The organism is Faecalibacterium sp. Marseille-P9590 (assembly GCF_017377665.1).
GTDB lineage: Bacteria > Bacillota > Clostridia > Oscillospirales > Ruminococcaceae > Faecalibacterium.
In genome coordinates this window covers 218117-237032 of the sequence record NZ_JAFREF010000003.1, presented here as the reverse complement: position 1 = coordinate 237032, position 18916 = coordinate 218117, and the positions used below count along the sequence as shown (strand labels likewise).

Here is an 18916-nt window from a genome sequence, read left to right as displayed (position 1 = left end):
CATGAAAAACACCTTTGGCAGCGCATTGGCGCTGACCATCTTCGGCGAGAGCCACGGCAGGGCCATCGGCGGTGTGCTGGACGGCATGGCCGCTGGTGTGCCGGTGGACGAGGAATTCATTGCCGCCTGCATGGATAAGCGCCGCGCCCGTGGCGACGGGCTTTCGACGCCCCGCGTGGAGGCCGATAACGTACAGCTGCTCTCCGGCGTCGTGAACGGTCACACCACCGGCACGGCCATCGCCCTGATGATCGAGAACCAGAACACCCGCAGCGGCGACTACGCCAAGACGGCTGACCTTCTCCGCCCCGGCCACGCGGACTATACCGCCTACGCCAAATACCACGGCTTTCAGGACGCCCGGGGCGGTGGACACTTTTCGGGCCGCATCACTGCCGCGCTGGTGGCAGGCGGTGCCATCGTGCTGGGTGCGCTGAACCGCGCCGGCATCGACATCACCACCCACATCGCCCGCTGTGCCGGCATTTCCGATACGCCCTTTGCGCTGGACGATGCCGCCGCACTGGCCGCTCAGGTGAGCGTGCTGGAAAGCAGGGACGAGGGCTTCGCCCTGCTGGATGCTTCCGTCGAAGAGCCGATGAAAACGGCCATCCGTGCCGCCGGTTCGGAGGGCGACAGCGTGGGCGGCATCCTTGAAACAGCCATTCTCGGCCTGCCCGCCGGTGTGGGCGAGCCGTATTTTGACAGCGTGGAGAGCCTTATTTCCCACATGGCGTTTTCGGTGCCTGCCGTGAAGGGCATTGAGTTCGGCACCGGCTTCGGCTTCGCCGACCTGAAAGGCTCTGAGGCCAACGATGCCTTCCGCATGAAGGGCGATTCGGTGGTCACGGCCACCAACCACAACGCGGGCATCAACGGCGGCATCACCAACGGAATGCCTGTCGTCTTCCGCACCGCTGTCAAGCCGACGCCCAGCATCTACAAAGAGCAGGAGACGGTGGATTATATTGCAAAGCAGGACGCGCCCCTCTCCATTCAGGGCCGTCATGATCCCTGCATCGTGCCTCGCGCCGCCATCGTCCAGACCTGCGCCGCCGCGCTGGCTGTGGGCGATTTGATGACCGCCCGCTACGGCACCGCATGGATGGAGCGGCCCACCAGCTACCGCAGGGAGGGACTGTGATGGAATACGGACTCATCGGCTCGAAACTGGGCCATTCCTACTCGAAGATCATCCATGAGATGCTCTGCGGCTACCACTACGACCTCTGCCCGCTTCCCACCGAAGAGGAAGCCCGGGTTTTCCTGACCAGGCGGCAGTTCAAGGCCATCAATGTCACCATCCCCTATAAGCGGCTGGTGATGGAATACTGCACCTACATCGACCCCCGTGCCAAGGCCATCGGCGCGGTGAACACTGTGGTCAACAAGAACGGCCTGCTCTACGGCTACAACACCGATTATCTCGGCTTTGCCCACCTGTGCGACGCCCACGGCGTCGATTTTGTGGGCAAGACCGTCCTCATCCTCGGCACCGGCGGCACCCACAACACCACCAGCGCCGTCGCCCGCGACAAGGGTGCGGCCAGAGTGCTCACCGTCAGCCGGACGCCGGACGCCGCCAAAGGCCAGCTTTCCTATGAAGAGGCTGTGTTCAGCGGCGCACACATCGTCATCAACACCACCCCCGCCGGAATGTACCCCAACGTGGGCGTGTGCAGTCTGGACGTGGCAAAAATGCCCGGGCTGGAAGCTGTGCTGGACGTGGTGTACAACCCCGATAAGACGGAACTCATCCTCCGGGCCGAAGAGGCCGGGACCCCGGTGGCTGTGGGCGGCCTCGAGATGCTGGTGGCGCAGGCCGTGTACGCCGCCGAATACTTCCTCAGCCGAAAGTTCGACGACGCAGCGGGGGAGATCGGCCGCATCACTGCCGCACTCCGCCGCGATATGCTCAACGTGGCCCTCATCGGAATGCCCTCCAGCGGAAAATCCACGGTGGGCCGTGCATTGGCCGAGAAGCTGGGCAAAAAGTTCATCGACCTCGACGAGGAGATCGTCAAGGCCGACGGCCGCAGCATCCCCGACATCTTCGCCGCCGAGGGCGAGGACGGCTTCCGTGCGAAGGAATCCGCCCAGACCGCCCGCTTTGCCAAAGAGGGACGACAGCTGCTCTCCTGCGGCGGCGGCATCATCAAGCGGGGCGAGAATCTGCGGGCGCTGCATCAGAACGGCGTCGTGCTCTTCCTCGACCGGCCCCTGGATGCGCTGACGGTGGGCGGCGGACGTCCGCTCTCGTCCAGCACCGAGGCGTTGAAAAAGATGGAGGCGGAGCGCCGCCCCCTGTATCTCGCGGCGGCAGACGCCGTTATCCCGAACAGCGGCACGGTGGAAGACGCCGTGACCGCCGCAATGGAGGCACTGGATGAAATTTTTAGTCATTAACGGCCCCAACCTCAACATGATGCACTTCACCGAGCCGGGTGTGGCCGGTCAGCTGGATTATAACGGTCTGCTGGATTACCTCGAGCTGTGCTGCACCCAGATGGGCATGGAAGTGGAATTTTTTCAGTCCAACCACGAGGGCGACCTCATCGACGAGATCCAGTCTGCCGCAGGCCGGGCCGACGGCATCATCCTGAACCCGGGCGGCTATGCCCACTACAGCGTCGCCATCCTCGACGCGCTGCGCCTCTGCGGTGTGCCTGCCGTGGAAGTGCTGCTCAGCGAGCCCGACGAGCACGAGCCCTTCCGCAAGACGGACATCGTCTCGTTCGGCTGTCAGGGCCACTTCATCGGCGAGGGCATCAGCGGCTATCTCCACGCTGCCGCCTATCTGGCCCAGCTGCTGCGGCTGGACGGTAGTGCGCACACCCATTTAGTGATGTAAAAATCGACTCTCTTCTGCTGGAAAGCGGAGCAAAGAGGGCGTGGAAAAGAAGGATAGAAAGGAAAAATCTTATGATCATCTCCACCAAAAAGGGTACCCCGAAGGAAGAACTCGAGAAAATCGTTGACCGCTTCGAAAAGCAGGGCCTCGACGTCACCCTCATCACCGGCAAGGACTACAATGTCTTCGGCCTCGTGGGCGATACCACCAAGATCGACGAGCGCGACGTCCTCGCCAACCCCTGGATCGACAACGTGACCCGTGTTTCTGCCCCCTATAAGCGTGCCAACCGCCTGTTCCACCCGGCAGATTCCGTCATCGACTGCGGCGGCGTGAAGATCGGCGGCAAGGAGAAGATCGCTGTCATGGCCGGCCCCTGCAGCATCGAGAGCGAAGAGCAGGCCCTCCGCATCGCACAGGGCGTCAAGGCCGGCGGTGCGACCCTCTTCCGCGGCGGCGCTTACAAGCCCCGCACCTCTCCCTACTCCTTCCAGGGCCTCGAGACTGAGGGCATCCTTGACATGGTAAAGGCCCGCGAGGCCACCGGCATGCCCATCGTCTCCGAGCTGATGAGCGAGGAGCGCATCCCCGAGTTCGAGGAATATGTGGACGTGGTGCAGATCGGCGCCCGCAATATGCAGAACTTCCAGCTGCTCAAGGCTGTGGGCAAGATGCACAAGCCCGTTCTGCTCAAGCGCGGCCTCTGCAACACCATCGAAGAGTGGATCATGAGCGCCGAGTACATCATGGCCGGCGGCAATGAGCAGGTCATCCTCTGTGAGCGCGGTATCCGCACCTTCGAGAAGTACACCCGCAACACCCTCGACCTCTCCGCTGTGCCTATCATCCACGAGAAGACCCATCTGCCCGTCATCGTGGACCCCAGCCACGCTACCGGCAAGGCAAACCTTGTGGAGCCCATGATGATCGCCGCTGTCGCCGCGGGTGCCGACGGCCTTGAGGTGGAAGTCCACTACGACCCCCGCCACGCATGGAGCGACGGCGCACAGTGCCTGACCCCCGACGCCTTTGCACAGGCTATGGCAAAGTGCCGTCAGGTCGCATGGGCTATTGGCCGGGATATGTGATATGAATGCTACGATAAAACGCGCCCCCGGCGGCATCGGCGGCACCATCACCGCGCCACCCAGCAAGAGCATGGCGCACCGTGCGGTGCTCTGCTCGGCGCTGGCCGAGGGTGCTTCCCACATCGAAAACCTTGAATTCAGCAAGGATATTTCTGCCACCCTCTCCGCCGCCGGGCAGCTCTGCGCCAAAGTGCGCACCGGTGCGGATCGTGCCGTCGTGGAGGGTCTGGGGAGCTTTCTGCCCGTCAGCGCTCCGGTGGACTGCTGTGAGAGTGGAAGCACCCTGCGCTTTCTCATCCCCATTGCCAGCCTCACCGGGCAGAAAGTGACCTTTATTGGCCGCGGACGGCTGATGGAACGCCCTCAGACAGTATACGAGAAGTTGTATCAGGAGCAGTCTCTCCGATTTGAACAATCTTCGGCGGGCCTGACCGTCGAAGGAACTCTGAAAAGCAGCGAATACGAGCTGGCGGGCAACGTGTCCAGCCAGTTCATCAGCGGATTGCTGTTTGCCCTGCCGCTGCTGGCAGGCGACAGCACCCTCCACCTTATCCCGCCGGTAGAGAGCCGCAGTTATATCGAGATGACCCGGGCGGCCCAGCGCCGTTTCGGCGTCGAGAGCCGCTGGCAGGACGAAAACACCCTCTTTATCCCGGGCGGGCAGAAATACCGGCCTTGCGATTACACCGTGGAGGGCGATTACAGCCAGGCGGCATTCCCGGCGGTGCTGGGAGCGGTGCAGGGCGGCGTGACCCTCAAAGGATTATCCGCCGACACCCTGCAGGGCGATGCCGCGATCCTCGACATTCTGCGCCGCTGTGGTGCAAGCTTCCGCACCACCGATGCAGGCATCGTGTTCGGGAAAGCACCTCTCCACGGTGTGGACATTGACCTTGCCGACTGCCCCGACCTCGGCCCCGTGCTGATGGTCCTGGGCCTGCTTTGCGAAGGGACCACCACCATCCGCAACGCGGAACGTCTCCGTATCAAGGAGAGCGACCGCATTGCAGCCATGGAAGCCGAACTGCGGGCCTGCGGCGGCGTCCTCGAGAGCGAGGGCGGCACCATCACCATCCACGGCTGTGCAGACAGGCTCCACGCCCCCGCCGCGCCGCTCCATGGCCACAACGACCACCGTGTGGTGATGAGCCTTGCGGTGCTGGCGCTGGCCGCCGGACTGGAACTCTCCATCGACGACGCCGAGGCCGTGCAGAAGAGCTGGCCCCATTTCTTTGAAGCCATCAAGCCGTTAGGCGCGGAGGTAGAATATGCTGGATAAAACAAAGCGTTATCTTATCGTGGGCCTCGGACTGCTGGGCGGCAAATACGCCCTCGAGCTTTCCAAAGCCGGATTCCATGTGGACGGCATCAACCGCAGCGAGGGCCACTTACAGTACGCTCTCGACCACGGCTATATCGCCAGCGGAAAGACCCACGATTTCGAGGACCTCGTCTCACAGGCCGACCACATCATCTTCGGCCTCTACCCCACGGCCCTCATCGACTGGTTCAAGACCTACGGCCATCTCATCAAGTCCGGCTGCATCTTTACCGATGTCTCCGGCGTCAAGACCGGCCTTGTGGAGCCGGTGCAGGCCATGTGTCCGGAGGGTGTGGAGTTCATCGCCAGCCACCCGATGGCAGGCCGTGAGACTTCCAGCGTCGAGCACGCCGCCGAGGTCAGCTTTGCCCCGGCCAACTTCATCATCACCCCCACCGAGAAGAACACCCCCGAGGCCATCCAGTGGGCAAAAGAGCTGGCCGAGGTGCTGGGCTTCCGCCACATCTGCACCCTGACGGTGCAGGAGCACGACAAAATGATCGGCTACGTCAGCCAGCTCTGCCACGCCATCGCCGTCAGCCTCATGTGTGCAAACGACAACTCTTCTCTCTGCGAGTACACGGGCGACTCCTTCCGCGATTTGACCCGCATCGCCCGCATCAACGAGAAGATGTGGGCGGAGCTGTTCCTCTGGAACAAGGAGAACCTCATTGCCGAGATCGACCAGTTCGATTCCGCTCTGGACCAGCTGCGGGACGCCCTCGTGGCCGATGACCGGGACAAGCTGGAAGAGATGTTCCGTCTGTCCACCCAGCGCCGCGCCGCATTCGACAAAAAGGACTCGTGACCGTAAAGGAGGCCGCCCATGCCCAAGCAGGAGGGACAAAAATCCAAACTGTTGGCGCTGCTGCATATCTTTGAGCAGCAGACCGACGAGGAGCATCTGCTGAATGTGCCTCAGCTGGTGGAGCTGCTGGCCCGGCAGGGCATCCTCTGCGAGCGAAAGAGCGTCTACAGCGACATCGACGCGCTGAACGCGCTGGGCTATGACATCCGGCTGCGCCGGGGCCGCAGCGGCGGCTATTGGATGGCGACGCGGCCTTTCGAGCTGGCGGAGCTGAAGCTTCTGGTGGACGCTGTCCAGTCCAGCCGGGTCATCTCGAAAGCGTCCAGTGATAAGCTCATCCATAAGCTGGAAGGGCTGGCCTCCCAGTATGAGGGCAGTCAGCTCCAGCGTCAGGTCTATGTCGATGGCCGCCCCAAGAGCGCCAACAAAGACCTGCCCTACAGCGTGGACGCCCTCTTTACGGCCATCAACACCGGCAGGATGGTGCGCTTCCGCTACAAAAAGGCGGGACGCCCCGCGCCTTACACCATCAGCCCCTGGCAGATGGCGTGGGAGAACGGCTGCTACTACCTCATCGCCTATCAGGATGAGAAGGAGCCGGTGGGCATCCGCCATTACCGGGTGGATAAAATGGCCGGCGTCACGGTGCTGGACGAGCCCCGCCGCGGCAAAGAGCAGTTCGCGGATCTCGACCTTCCTGCCTACCTGAAAAAGCACTTCCAGATGTTCGGCGGGCCGGAGTATAGAGTCACCCTGCGGTGTACTTCCGACCTTGAATCAGCCATGCGGGAGCGCTTCGGCGCTTCGCCCATCTTCGTGCCGGAAGGAAAGGAACATTTCCATTTCGACGTCCCCGTCTGTGTCAGCGACCAGTTCTACGGCTGGGTCTGCGGCTTCGGCGGCAAGATAGAAGTCGTCTCGCCCGCCGAGGTGCGGGACGGCCTGCGGGCGCTGAACGAGCGGCTGGTAAAAATGCATCAATAAAAATAAAGAGGCTGTTGTTCTAACCTCTCCGTCACGGCTGCGCCGTGCCATTGTCCGGGTTGCGGTACCCAGCATCCGCTTCGCTTTGCTTGCGTATTGCTGACCGCGGCCCCAACAACTCCTCCCTGTTTCCGCCACCGGCGGCGGTCGTCGTCGTTGCCCTACCGAGGGGAGGCTTTGGCCATGGCGGAAAGCCTTCTCTCTTCGCCAGAGGCTCCCCTACTAGGGGAGCTGTCGAGCGTATGCGAGACTGAGAGGTTGAGTCAACAGCCTCTTTTGCTGTATAAATTTTATTTGAAATTACTTTGCGTTGAACACATACTTGTCCATCCGGTGGAACGCCTCTTCAATGCGGGCGCGGGGCGAGGCCAGATTGATGCGCAGATGGCAGGGGCCGTGGAACATCACGCCGTCCTGCACGGCAGCACCGACGGCCCAGCAGGCCTTCTCCACGTCCTGAATGGTCTTGCCGTGGGCGGCGCACCAGTCGGTGCAGTCCACAAAGAGCATATAGGTGCCTTCGGGCTTTGTCACATGGACACCCTCGAAGTGCTTTGCGATGTAGTCGCAGGCGAAATCCACATTGCCGGTCAGCGTCTCACAGAGCTCGTCGGCCCACTCATAGCCCTCGGGGCGGTAGGCACCGATGAGGGCGTGCATTGAGAGGACGTTCATGGAGTTGTAGTGGCAGAGGGAGGATTCCTTCTTGATGCGGTCACGCCACCACGGGTTATAAACGATGTGATAGCTGCCGATGAGACCGGCGAGGTTGAAGGTCTTGGAGGGGGCGTAGAGGGCGGCAGTGCGCATCCGGGCGTCCTCACTGATGGACTGGGTGGGGATGTGCTTGTGGCCGGAGAGGATGATGTCCGACCAGATCTCGTCGGAAACGACGTAGACATTATACTTTTTGTACAACTCCATGGCCTTTTCCAGCTCCCACCGCTCCCAGACGCGGCCGCAGGGGTTGTGGGGGCTGCACAGGATGGCGGCGTGGATGTGCTCTTCGGCGAGGTGCTTTTCCATGTCGGCGTAATCCATCCGCCAGATGCCATTTTCGTCCTGCACCAGCGGGGAGTGGACGATGTCATAGCCGTTGTCGGTCAGGCAGCGGGTGAAGCCGATGTAGGTGGGGCTGTGGACCAGCACCTTGTCGCCCCGGGAGCAGACGCAGTTCAGTGCGCTGATGACGCCGCCCAGCACACCGTTCTCGTAGCCGATGGCCTCGGCGGTCAGACCCGTGACGTCGTTGCGAATCTCCTGCCAGCGGATGATGGAGCCGTAGTATTCGGGCGTCGGGTCAAAATAGCCGAAAGCCGGGTGCTGGACCCGCTCGATGACGGCCTGCTGGATGGTGGGCAGGCAGACGAAGTTCATGTCCGCCACCCACATGGGGATGGCATCGAAGCCGGGCTGCGGTGCGTCGGGCGCAAAACCTTTGCCCAGCCCGTCCACGGCGATGGAGTCCCGGCCATGGCGGTCGGGCAGGGTGGTGAAATCGTACTTCATGGAAGTTCCTCCTGTGGATGCAAAAAAGGCTTTCCCCAAAGGGAAAGCCATAGGTGCAGAAAATCAGCCCTCGATGAGCTCGACGGTCTTCATCTTGACGGGGGTCTTGGGCTTGTCGTTCCAGTCGGTGGGGACGGATGCGATCTTGTCCACGACGTCCATGCCGGCGACGACCTTGCCGAAAGCGGCGTACTGGCCGTCCAGATGGGGTGCGTCCTTATGCATGATGAAGAACTGGCTGCCGGCACTGTTGGGGTTCATGCTGCGGGCCATGCTGATGACGCCGCGGACGTGCTTGATGGGGTTGTTGACGCCGTTGGCGGCAAACTCGCCCTTGATGTTCCAGCCGGGGCCGCCGGTGCCGTTGCCCAGCGGGCAGCCGCCCTGGATCATGAAGTTGGGAATGACGCGGTGGAAGGTCAGGCCGTTGTAAAAGCCCTGACCGACCAGCTTCTTGAAATTCTCACAGGTGATGGGGGCAGCTTCCTCGTTCAGCTCGATGTCGATGATGCCGCCGTCTTCCATAGTAATGCGAACCATAGTTTTAACAATGCTCCTTTTATCATAGCCCGTTTCGGGGTGGGTGCGGCAGATGCTCTGCCGAAGCTCCCCTTTAGTATACCATACCTTTTGCAGAGCGCAACGGCGCAGATGCAACCTTTTTGTAAAGAATCACCGCATTTCTACCATATCCTGCCAGAAACGCTTGGGACAGTGGGTCATCCGGCCCTTTTCGTTGTGGCGGGCCTTGATCTCCAGCGTGTCGTAGAACTGCTTCCAGAGGGCCTGAAACTCCTGTTCCCGGGCGCTGGGCGGGGGCAGCTCCAGCGGCGCAGCCAGCTCCAGAAGCTGGGCTTTGTGCTCCTGATAAAGCAATACCGCCTGATGGACTGCGTCGTATATCATGAAGTTCTCTTCCGGAAAGCGGGAGCAGAAATGCCCCCGCAGCAGAGGCAGGATATAGTTTTTGGGGTGGATGACCGCACCCAGCATCCTGTCGTGCTCCTCGAAGCGGACGAAGCCCTGAAACTTGTCCACCTCCCAGTCGAGACTCTTTTTCATCTCGTAGAGCGGGGCCACATCCGGGTGGCCCATCCGCTTGACCGTGCCGGGGCCGAGGGCGAAGGCCAGATGCAGGAAGCGGATGAGAAGCAATTCCTTATCTTCCTGCCCGGAGAGAAAATCCCGGCTGACGAGATATTCCGTCTCCCGGCCCAGTTTCCGGCCAAGGGCCGAAAAGACCCGCTGCGCTCTGGCAGAGTCCGTCTCGATGTCCCGGACGGGGTAGAGGGTGGCCGTTTCCCGCTGGGGCGTCCAGACGGCGAAGGGGATCTCATGCTGGGCGAAACTCTCGAATACACAGCACAGGAAGCCCTCAAAGCTGCCATCGTAGAGGTAGACCACATCGGCGTCGTGGAGCTTCCGGGGCGGCGTCACAGTGCTCTCGCCAGACATTGCACCGCCTCCTCCCGCACCATCCGCTGGGCCGCCCGGGGCGGTACGCCCTGTTCCACCAGCCGGTAAACGGCGGGCGGTGCGAACATACTCAGCTGCTCGGCCCCGGCGCTGAAGACGTTGGGGTCGATGAGCGTCCGGGTGATGCGCTCCCGTCCGGCGCTGCCCCGGCCCGGGTGCGCCCCGGAAAAGCCCCGGCAGGTGATGAAATACTGCGCCCGCTTGAGCACGACGCCCATCCGCTTCAGTTCGTCGAGGCCGAGGGCCGACAGCCGCCGGGCGTCTCGGATGCGGCGGGCGCTCTTGGGGCCGATGCCCGGCACCCGCAGCAGCATCTCGAAGGGGGCGCGGTTCACGTCCACCGGGAACAGCCCGTAGTGCTGGACGGCCCAGTTGCATTTCGGGTCGAGATAGGGGTTGAAGCTCTGGTTGTCCTTATCCAGTATCTCGTCGGCCTTGAACTGGTAGAACCGCAGCAGCCAGTCGGCCTGATAGAGCCGGTGTTCCCGCAGGAGCGGCGGCTTCGTGTCCAGCGCAGGCAGGCGGGTGTCGTCCGACACCGGGATATAGGCCGAGTAGAACACCCGCTTGAGGCCGTATTTCTGGTACATCCCCTCGGACAGCTGCAAAATGTGGTAGTCCGTCTCGGGCGACGCACCGACGATCATCTGGGTGCTCTGGCCGGCGGGAGCGAACTTGGGCGCGTGGCGGTAGAGGGCCAGCTCCTGCCGGCTCTCTTCACCTGCCACCGAGATCTGCTTCATGGGCCGGAAGATGGAGTGGCGGCCCTTGTCGGGGGCGAGAAGATGGAGGCTCTGCTCGCTGGGCAGCTCGACGTTGACGCTGAGGCGGTCGGCGAGGTAGCCCATCTGCTGGATGAGCTCGGGGCTGGTGCCGGGGATGGTCTTGGCATGGATGTAGCCGCCGAAGTGATATTCGTTCCGCAGCAGCCGCAGAACGGTGAGCATCCGCTCGGTGGTGTAGTCGGGGGTCCCCAGCACGGCGCTGGACAGGAAAAGTCCCTCGATGTAGTTGCGGCGGTAGAACTCAATGGTCAGTTCTGCCAGCTCCCGGGGTGAAAAAGTGGCCCGGGGAACGTCGTTGGACTTCCGATTGACGCAGTAGCTGCAGTCGAAGGCGCAGCAGTTGCTCATCAGGACCTTCAACAGGCTGACGCAGCGGCCATCAGCGGTAAAGGCGTGGCAGCAGCCCGGCGCATAGCAGCTGCCGATGGTGCCGCGCTTCGCCGGATGGGACGCGCCGCTGGACGTGCAGGCCACGTCATATTTTGCGCTGTCGGCCAAGATGGTGAGCTTGTCCATCAGGGACTGTTCCATAGAAAGATACCTCCCAGAAAGGTATATCTCCCCCTTACCCCCACAGCTGCTGATCAGAAGCGCCGTGGGGCAGGGGAGAGACTCACCACTTGGCCTTCGTCTCGACCACGCGGCCCGCGATGTGCAGGCGGTTCAGGTCCTCACCCTTGATGACCAGCTCGTTGTAAGCGGGGTTGAAGGGCTGCAGAACGACGCAGTTGCCCCGCTGGATATACCGCTTGAGGGTGCCTTCGCCCTCGTCGCCGTAGACCAGCACACCCAGATCGCCGTTCTCCAGCGTGTCCTGCTTGTGGACAAGGGCGAGGTCGCCGTCCTGGATGCGGGGCTCCATGCTGTCGCCGCGCACGACGAGGTAGAAGTAGTTGGAGGGGTCCTTGACGCGGGCATACTCCTGCCCATAATCCTCCTCAAAGGCCAGTGCGCCGTACCCGGCCTTCACGGTGCCGATGACCGGGATGAGGCTCTCGGCGTAGTTGCCGAAGAAACGCTCCTCGGGGGTGGTCACGTTGGACACCGGACGGTAGAGCCCCAGCAGGAAATCGGCTGTGGTGCTCAGGATCTCAGCGATGCGGGCCACCGTGGCGGGGTCGGGGGAGGATTTGCCGCTTTCCCACTTGCCGACGGCCTGCTGGGTCACCCCCAGTTTGGATGCCAGCTCAGCCTGACTGATCCCCTTCTGCTTGCGGCACTGCTTCAAAAGCTCTGAAAACGACATGGTCGTACACTCCTTTACTCCGAGGTCAATATTTTATGCTTTTATTGTACAACAAAAAGATGTTTTTGTAAAGAGAAAAGTGAGCGGCCAGCCAAAAAAAGGTTGTCGCATGAGAGGGATTTGCAGGGCTGGACGAAAAACTTTCAATTTGGGCTTGACAGAAGGCCGGAAATCTGGTAAATTAAATAGGCATTCGGTACGGCGTGTGCGAGTGCCCACGAGGAGAGATGTCCGAGTGGTTTAAGGAAGCAGTCTTGAAAACTGCCGTACGGCAACGTACCGTGGGTTCGAATCCCACTCTCTCCGCCATTTTTTTGAATAAGTGTAATGCACTTTGCTCTGGAGTAGTACTCAAGAGGCCGAAGAGGCGCCCCTGCTAAGGGCGTAGGTCGTCTAAACAACGGCGCGAGGGTTCAAATCCCTCCTACTCCGCCAAGAAAAAGCTCGATGGTTCGTTGAAACCACCGGGCTTTTTCCATTGTTGCACACTTTTGTGAATTTTCGGGGCGGATGATTTACTTTTGCACTCGGATTTCTTATAATGGGATAAATAATGGGATAAAACGGAAATACCGGAACAGGAGGAAACGAGCAATGGCACTCAAAAAATTTGCCCGCAGGGACGTCATCCTGCCCGCAGTGGTCTTCCTGCTCACATTTGTGGTGGCGCTGTTTTCGCTCCGGCTTCTCTCGCTCAATCAGGAAAAAGACGAGCGGCTGCGGGCTGTCTATGCGGCCGAGTCCACCATCAGCCGTGTGTCTTCCCAGCTGAACCGCTATCTGGCAGAATCGGACTTCATCAAAAAATATATCGAGTCGGGCCGTGTGCTCCGTGAAGCGGAGTTCGCAGCTATATCCAGCAATATGCAGGATGGCAGCAACGTCATCAAGACCCACGAGCTGGCGAAAGACGGCATCATCTCTCAGGTGTACCCGGTAGCGGGCAATGAGGCGGCCATCGGGCTCGATATGCTGCATAACCCCGCCCGCAAAAAGGAAGCAAACCTTGCCAAGAACAGCGGGATGTACACCATCGCTGGTCCCTTCGAGCTGGTGCAGGGCGGCACGGGCGCGCTGCTGTTCGACCCCATCTATACCTATAGTAAAAAGGGGGAGCGCTCGTTCTGGGGCTTCTCCATCCTTGTTTTACAGTGGGACAACTTCATTGATGAAGTCGAGCTGGACAAGATGGAGGATGCTGGCTACCAGTATCAAATCTGGAAAAAAGACCCCTATACCGGCGAAAAAATCGTCATCGCGGAGAGCGAAGAGGATTTCCCCGGCAATGCGCTGGAAGTTGCGTGCAGCGTCCCCAACGATACATGGTATTTTGAAATCATCCCGAAGGCCGGGTGGTTCTCGGACCAGCAGCTCTTGCGGGGCATCGCCATCGCCACCATCATTGGCATGATGGCGGCCTATGTCTGCTGGGAGCTCATGAACCGGCACCAGAAGGACCTGCAGCACGAAGCGGCCCTTGAAAAGTCTGCACAGGAGGCCCGGGCAGCCAACGAGGCAAAGACCCGCTTCCTGTTCAATATGAGCCATGACATCCGCACCCCGATGAACGCCATCATCGGCTTTTCGGAGCTTCTGGAAAAGCACATCGACGAGAAGGACAAGGTGCTGGATTACACCGAGAAGATACGCTCGTCCAGCGCATTTCTGCTCTCGCTCATCAACTATGTGCTGGAAATGGCCCGCATCGAGAGCGGCAAGGCTGTGCTGAAAGAAGAACCCGGCGACCTGTGCGCGCTGATGCAGACGCTCTCAGACGTATTTGAGCCCTCTGTCCAGCAGAAAAAGCTGACCTGCACCTACCATACGGATGTCGAACATCCCTATATTGTGAGCGACCGCACCAAAGTGCGGGAGATATTGCTGAATGTCATCAGCAACGCCATCAAGTATACGCCCGAGGGCGGACATATTGCGGTGTCGGTGAAAGAACTGCCGGCTGAGAAGCCGAAGACGGGCCGCTATACCTTTACTGTTCAGGACGACGGCATCGGCATGAGCGAGGAGTATCTGCCCCATATCTTCGAGGAGTTCACCCGTGAGCATACCAGCACCGAGAGCAAAGTCATCGGCACCGGACTCGGCCTGCCCATCGTGAAGGCTCTCGTGGAGTGGATGCACGGCAGCATCGACGTGCAGAGCAAGCTGGGCGCAGGAACCACTGTGACCATCACCCTTGGGTTCCCACTGGCGGATGAGGCCCAGAAGAGCGTAGAGGAGCAGAACGCAGAGGGCGACGCGGCCCAGCTCAAGGGCTGCCGCATCCTGCTGGCCGAGGACAACGACCTCAACGCAGAGATCGTCGTGACCATTCTGGAAGAGAGCGGCCTTACCGTGGAGCGCACTGCCGACGGTGAACTCTGCATCGAGGCACTCAAAGCCCACCCGGCGGGCTATTATGATGCCATCCTCATGGACATCCAGATGCCCAACATGGACGGCTATCAGGCAACGAAGATCATCCGCAATCTGTCGGGCAATTACCGCACCATCCCCATCATCGCCATGACGGCCAACGCCTTCGACGAAGACCGCCAGAAAGCCCTCTCCGTCGGCATGGACGCCCATCTGGCAAAGCCTGTTGATGTGGAGCGGCTGTTTGGGACGCTGCGGAAAGTGATAAGATAAGCATATCATTTCATCCATAACAAAAAGAACCCCAGCCTAAGCCGGGGTTCTTTTTGTTATGGGCCAGGCAGGACTTGAACCCGCGACCAAGCGGTTATGAGAACGTCACTAATTTTGAAATCCCGTTTTTCTTGTGAAATCTTGTGACTATCTCATAGTTTCGCAAAAACACCTTTGTGTACTTTGACGTAACTTTTGGTGTCTTTTAGTGTCTAAAATGGCTCTTTGTACCCAGAACCGTACCCAAGAATTTTTGGGTACGAAACTCGACACTTACTGTTACCATTTTACCATGCCCATATAAAAACCTGAACACCCTGTGTGTGTCGTTCTTCATAAGGGTACATCATTTCTGCCGTAAAAGCAATATCTATTTTTTACATGGCTCACTTTCAAAAAGAAGGTGAGCTTTTTCTTTTGCAGAAATCAGGGAGGAGGTTTTCCACATGAATACACCCATACAGTTGAAAATCCGAGGTCACACCAAATGACGCTGGACTACTTCTATGGTCAGTCGGGCGAATTGTTCTCCTATTTCCGCATCCCAAAGGCACTGTTCCAAGACCACCGCTTCCGGCAGCTCTCCACCGATGCCCGGACACTGTACGGCATTCTGCTGGACCGCATGAGCCTGTCCGCAAAGAACGGCTGGCTTGACGAGCAGGGCCGGGTGTATATCATTTACACCGTCCGGGAAGTGCAGGAATCCCTCTGTTGCGCCGAGCACAAGGCGGTCAAGCTGTTCCGGGAGTTGGAGGACATCGACCTCATCGAGCGCAAACGCCGTGGTCTGGGCAGACCCAGCCTGATCTACGTCAAGGACTTTTCGTCTGGACTGCCAAAAGCGCAAGTACAGAATTGCCCAAACAACAATTCTGGTGCTGTCGAAAGCGCAATTCTGGTGCAGTCAAAACCGCAAGCAAATAAGACTGATAAGAATAAGACAGAGTGGAACGATCCTGACCCTATCTATTCCGTGGGAATCCGGGAGCAGCTTGAGGATTATTTTTATCAGGCATTGGAGGTAGAACTTCTGCTCCGACTCTGCCCGGACGATGAGGATACAATCTACCAGATCGTAGACCTGCTTGTGGATACCTGTTCCACCAAACGCAAGATGTTGTGGATTGCCGGAGATGATAAGCCCACCGAGGTGGTACGCAGTCGGCTGAAAAAGCTGAACGCCGACCACATCCGTTTTGTGCTGGATTCTCTGGCAGAAAACACCGCCCCGGTGCGGAACATGAAGCAGTATCTGCTGGCGATGCTCTACAATGCGCCCACCACCATGAACCTCTACTATCAGAACAAGACGAACCACGACTTTGCGCGCGGTTCACCGAAGGCGGGGTGATGTTATCGCAAAGAAAGCTACGATTATTGCAGTCACCAATCAAAAAGGCGGTGTTGGGAAAAGCACCACCTGTGAGAATCTGGGCATCGGGCTGGCAATGGAGGGCAAAAAAGTCCTGTTGGTAGACACCGACCCGCAGGGCAGCTTGACCATCAGCATGGGCTGGCAGCAGCCCGATGAACTGCCCACTACCCTCTCTACCCTGATGCAAAAAGCCATGAACGACCAGCCCATTCAGCCCGGTGAGGGCGTTCTGCACCATGCAGAGGGCATTGACCTGATCCCGGCAAACATCGAACTGGCAGGGCTGGAAGTAGCCCTCGTGAACAGTATGAACCGGGAGAAGATGCTCAAGCAGGTGCTGGACAGTGCCAAACGGGAGTACGATTTTATTTTGCTGGACTGTATGCCCTCGCTGGGAATGCTGACCATTAACGCATTGGCGGCGGCAGACGCTGCCCTGATTCCGGTGCAGGCGCAGTACCTGTCCGCAAAAGGCTTGGAACAACTTTTGCAGACTGTCCAAAAAGTCAGAAGGCAAATCAACCCGAAGCTGAAAATCGAGGGTATCCTGCTGACCATGACCGACAACCGCACCAACTACGGAAAACAGATCAGCAACCTGATCCGGCAGGCATACGGAAAGCACCTGAAGGTGTTCGAGCAGACTATCCCACGGTCAGTCCGTGCGGCGGAAACCAGTGCGGCAGGAAAAAGCATCTTTGCCTATGACTCCAAGGGCAAGGTGGCAGAAGCCTACAAATCTCTTGCAAAGGAGGTGCTGGCAGATGCCGATCGACAGCGGAAACTTAGCTCTGAAAGGGCTAGATGACCTGTTTTCCACCGAGGAAAACCGACAGGAGGAGCAGCGGGAACAGGTGCAGCAAATCCCTATCGGTGAACTGCATCCGTTCACCAACCATCCTTTCAAGGTCGTGGATGATGAAGCCATGACCCGGACGGTAGAAAGTATCGCTCAGTTTGGTGTGCTGGCTCCGCTTATCGCAAGGCCGCGCCCAGATGGTGATGGTTATGAAATCATTTCCGGGCACCGCCGTCAGTTCGCCGCAAAGATGGCCGGACTGGAAACGCTGCCTGTCATTGTAAGAAATATGGACGATGATGCTGCCACCATTTTGATGGTCGATTCCAATTTACAGCGAGAACACATTTCGCCTAGCGAAAGGGCTTTTGCGTACAAAATGAAGATGGATGCTATGAAAAGAACTGCTGGTAGGCCATCAAAAGAAAATTCCCGACAAGTTGTCGGGAATTTTGAAACAGCCGATCTTATTGGTAAAGAAAGCGGTGAAAGTGGCAGACAAGTCCAACGATTTATTCGTTTGACGAACCTCATTCCTGAACTGCTGAATATGGTAGATGAGAAAAAAGTATCATTTAATCCTGCGGTGGAACTGTCTTATCTCTCTACTGAACAGCAGCAGGAGATGATAAATGCCATGGACGATACGCAAAATGCGCCCTCATTCTCACAAGCAAAGCGCATAAAAAAGTTGGCACAGGAGGGCAATTTCACATCAGAAGCCGTAGTTGATATTATGGGGGAAGAAAAGAAAAGCGAGTTGGATACCGTGACCATCAAAAACGAAACCCTGCGGAAATACTTTCCGCGCAGTTACACGCCCCGGCAGATGGAAAGCATCATCATCAAGCTGCTCGACCAGTGGCAGCTGAAAAAACAGCAGGCAAAACAGAAGAAGCAGGAAGAAGCGCGTTGAGCGCAGACTGAACTAAGAGACCCGATTCGGGTCTTTTTATTTTGCAAAAATAACGGAGGAAACGCCTATGAACAACACGATTGATTTCAAGACCGCAAAGACCATCGACAGCATGAGCAAGAAGCTCGACCACATCGACGATGCCGTGACCGGCTTCTTCTCAATCATGCACATGGCAATGAAGAACGAGCTTGGCAGTGCAGAGCCTTATTTCGCCGCAACCTCGCCGGTTCTGGATTTGACGGTTATCCGTCCTGACGATGCGCCGCACATTTTGGCTTGCTTCGACGAAGCAGATGAGGGTATCGGCATCTCTGAGAACGAGCCGCTGGGCTTCCGTTACAATCCTAAACAGGTTGTCAAGCTGATGGGGCAGCGGTATCTGGTCGGTCCGGTCATTTTTCACCGCTTCGATGAGGATGGCAACTTCGCATCTCTGACGATGGGCGATATGTACACCATCCAGAAATATCTGGAGACCAAGAGTGTCACCCTGATGATCGACCGAGACAAACTGACCTGCATCTGTATTGACTGAGGTGTGCCATGCTGAACTTTTTTATCGGTTTCGCATTTTTTGAAGCAGGTGCCTTTTTCGGCTTCTTCGTGGCGGCTTTGATGCAGGCGGCACGAAGCGGCGAAATCGGACTGAATGGAAAGGAGGACTCGCATGGAAGAGAACACCCTGTCGGTGCTGAAAATTGCACCGGGGCAGTATCCGCAGCAGGTCGAGATCGATAACGACCTGAAAGCCTTGCAGCAGGCGGTGGGCGGCTCCATCGGCGCAAGCTACCCTTTTGAAGATCCGGTTGCCATCGTCTATAACGATGACGGCAAGCTCATGGGACTGCCCCTGAACCGTGCCCTTCGGGATGAAAACGGAGAAATGTACGATGCCGTTGCCGGGACTTTTCTCGTGGTGGGGCTGGGTGAGGAGGATTTCGCATCCCTGACCCCGGAACTGGCGCAGAAGTACGAGCAGCTTTTCCATCAGCCGGAAGCCTTTCTGAAGCTGGGCAACCGTCTGTTGGTACTGCCGGTGCCCGATGAACCCCCTGCAGAAAAGCCCCGCACCAAGCCCCCGGCAGAGCATGACCGCTAAAATCACC

At 58.7% G+C, this 18916-nt stretch carries 18 protein-coding genes and 2 tRNA genes; 15 read left to right on the top strand and 5 right to left on the bottom strand.

Annotated features, from left to right (window positions below; all coding sequences use genetic code 11):
- Window position 1: 1 nt before the first annotated feature.
- The 7 genes from aroC to J3349_RS06030 all read left to right on the top strand — a co-directional run bounded on the left by aroC (window position 2) and on the right by J3349_RS06030 (window position 7052).
- Window positions 2-1144, top strand: coding sequence for a chorismate synthase (aroC, locus tag J3349_RS06060; protein WP_158395323.1), 1143 nt, complete (start codon window positions 2-4; stop codon window positions 1142-1144).
- On the top strand, window positions 1144-2406 hold the full coding sequence (locus J3349_RS06055; protein WP_207676771.1) for a shikimate kinase: 1263 nt from the start codon (window positions 1144-1146) through the stop codon (window positions 2404-2406). Before aroC ends, J3349_RS06055 begins: the two co-directional genes overlap by 1 nt.
- Window positions 2387-2851 (top strand): type II 3-dehydroquinate dehydratase, encoded by a 465-nt coding sequence (locus tag J3349_RS06050; protein ID WP_158400382.1) that lies wholly within the window; start codon window positions 2387-2389, stop codon window positions 2849-2851. The genes J3349_RS06055 and J3349_RS06050 overlap by 20 nt, the downstream gene beginning before the upstream one ends.
- Window positions 2852-2922: 71 nt before the next feature.
- On the top strand, window positions 2923-3939 hold the full coding sequence (gene aroF / locus J3349_RS06045) for a 3-deoxy-7-phosphoheptulonate synthase (RefSeq protein WP_158390455.1): 1017 nt from the start codon (window positions 2923-2925) through the stop codon (window positions 3937-3939).
- A gap of 1 nt (window position 3940) precedes the next feature.
- Window positions 3941-5218 (top strand): 3-phosphoshikimate 1-carboxyvinyltransferase, encoded by a 1278-nt coding sequence (gene aroA, locus J3349_RS06040; RefSeq protein ID WP_207676770.1) that lies wholly within the window; start codon window positions 3941-3943, stop codon window positions 5216-5218.
- Complete coding sequence (locus J3349_RS06035; protein WP_207676769.1) at window positions 5208-6068, top strand: prephenate dehydrogenase; 861 nt, start codon at window positions 5208-5210, stop codon at window positions 6066-6068. Before aroA ends, J3349_RS06035 begins: the two co-directional genes overlap by 11 nt.
- Before the next feature lie 18 nt (window positions 6069-6086).
- Entirely contained in the window at window positions 6087-7052 is a 966-nt protein-coding gene (locus tag J3349_RS06030) for a WYL domain-containing protein (protein ID WP_158400385.1), read from the top strand.
- Window positions 7053-7352: 300 nt separating this feature from the next.
- Here J3349_RS06030 and J3349_RS06025 read toward each other — a convergent pair whose 3' ends face one another.
- The 5 genes from J3349_RS06025 to J3349_RS06005 form a co-directional block, all read right to left on the bottom strand.
- Window positions 7353-8561: an aminotransferase class I/II-fold pyridoxal phosphate-dependent enzyme gene (locus J3349_RS06025; protein ID WP_207676768.1), complete on the bottom strand. Its 1209-nt coding sequence runs from the start codon at window positions 8559-8561 to the stop codon at window positions 7353-7355.
- Window positions 8562-8624: 63 nt separating this feature from the next.
- Entirely contained in the window at window positions 8625-9101 is a 477-nt protein-coding gene (locus J3349_RS06020; RefSeq protein ID WP_149793951.1) for a peptidylprolyl isomerase, read from the bottom strand.
- Window positions 9102-9233: 132 nt separating this feature from the next.
- Window positions 9234-10016, bottom strand: a complete 783-nt coding sequence (locus tag J3349_RS06015) for a TIGR03915 family putative DNA repair protein (RefSeq protein ID WP_207676767.1) — start codon at window positions 10014-10016, stop codon at window positions 9234-9236.
- Complete coding sequence (locus tag J3349_RS06010; protein ID WP_207676766.1) at window positions 9995-11353, bottom strand: putative DNA modification/repair radical SAM protein; 1359 nt, start codon at window positions 11351-11353, stop codon at window positions 9995-9997. The genes J3349_RS06015 and J3349_RS06010 overlap by 22 nt, the downstream gene beginning before the upstream one ends.
- Before the next feature lie 82 nt (window positions 11354-11435).
- On the bottom strand, window positions 11436-12068 hold the full coding sequence (locus J3349_RS06005; protein WP_015564416.1) for an XRE family transcriptional regulator: 633 nt from the start codon (window positions 12066-12068) through the stop codon (window positions 11436-11438).
- Between the two features lie 221 nt (window positions 12069-12289).
- Between J3349_RS06005 and J3349_RS06000 the strand changes: the two genes are divergently transcribed.
- The 8 genes from J3349_RS06000 to J3349_RS05965 all read left to right on the top strand — a co-directional run bounded on the left by J3349_RS06000 (window position 12290) and on the right by J3349_RS05965 (window position 18909).
- A tRNA-Ser gene (locus tag J3349_RS06000) sits at window positions 12290-12377 on the top strand.
- A 32-nt stretch (window positions 12378-12409) separates the two neighbouring features.
- Window positions 12410-12503: transfer RNA gene (locus tag J3349_RS05995), tRNA-Ser, on the top strand.
- Window positions 12504-12662: 159 nt separating this feature from the next.
- Window positions 12663-14714: an ATP-binding protein gene (locus J3349_RS05990; protein WP_207676765.1), complete on the top strand. Its 2052-nt coding sequence runs from the start codon at window positions 12663-12665 to the stop codon at window positions 14712-14714.
- Between the two features lie 487 nt (window positions 14715-15201).
- Window positions 15202-16068 carry a DUF6017 domain-containing protein gene (locus J3349_RS05985; RefSeq protein ID WP_207676764.1) on the top strand — a complete coding sequence of 289 codons (867 nt, stop codon included), beginning with the start codon at window positions 15202-15204 and terminating at the stop codon, window positions 16066-16068.
- A 4-nt stretch (window positions 16069-16072) separates the two neighbouring features.
- Entirely contained in the window at window positions 16073-16900 is an 828-nt protein-coding gene (locus J3349_RS05980; RefSeq protein ID WP_207676803.1) for a ParA family protein, read from the top strand.
- Complete coding sequence (locus tag J3349_RS05975; RefSeq protein WP_207676763.1) at window positions 16857-17807, top strand: ParB/RepB/Spo0J family partition protein; 951 nt, start codon at window positions 16857-16859, stop codon at window positions 17805-17807. Before J3349_RS05980 ends, J3349_RS05975 begins: the two co-directional genes overlap by 44 nt.
- 67 nt (window positions 17808-17874) lie before the next feature.
- Window positions 17875-18345 carry a hypothetical protein gene (locus J3349_RS05970; RefSeq protein ID WP_207676762.1) on the top strand — a complete coding sequence of 157 codons (471 nt, stop codon included), beginning with the start codon at window positions 17875-17877 and terminating at the stop codon, window positions 18343-18345.
- A gap of 132 nt (window positions 18346-18477) precedes the next feature.
- The gene (locus J3349_RS05965) at window positions 18478-18909 is read left to right on the top strand and encodes a DUF3846 domain-containing protein (RefSeq protein WP_207676761.1); all 432 of its coding nucleotides are present in this window, start codon (window positions 18478-18480) and stop codon (window positions 18907-18909) included.
- The last annotated feature ends 7 nt before the right edge of the window (window positions 18910-18916 follow it).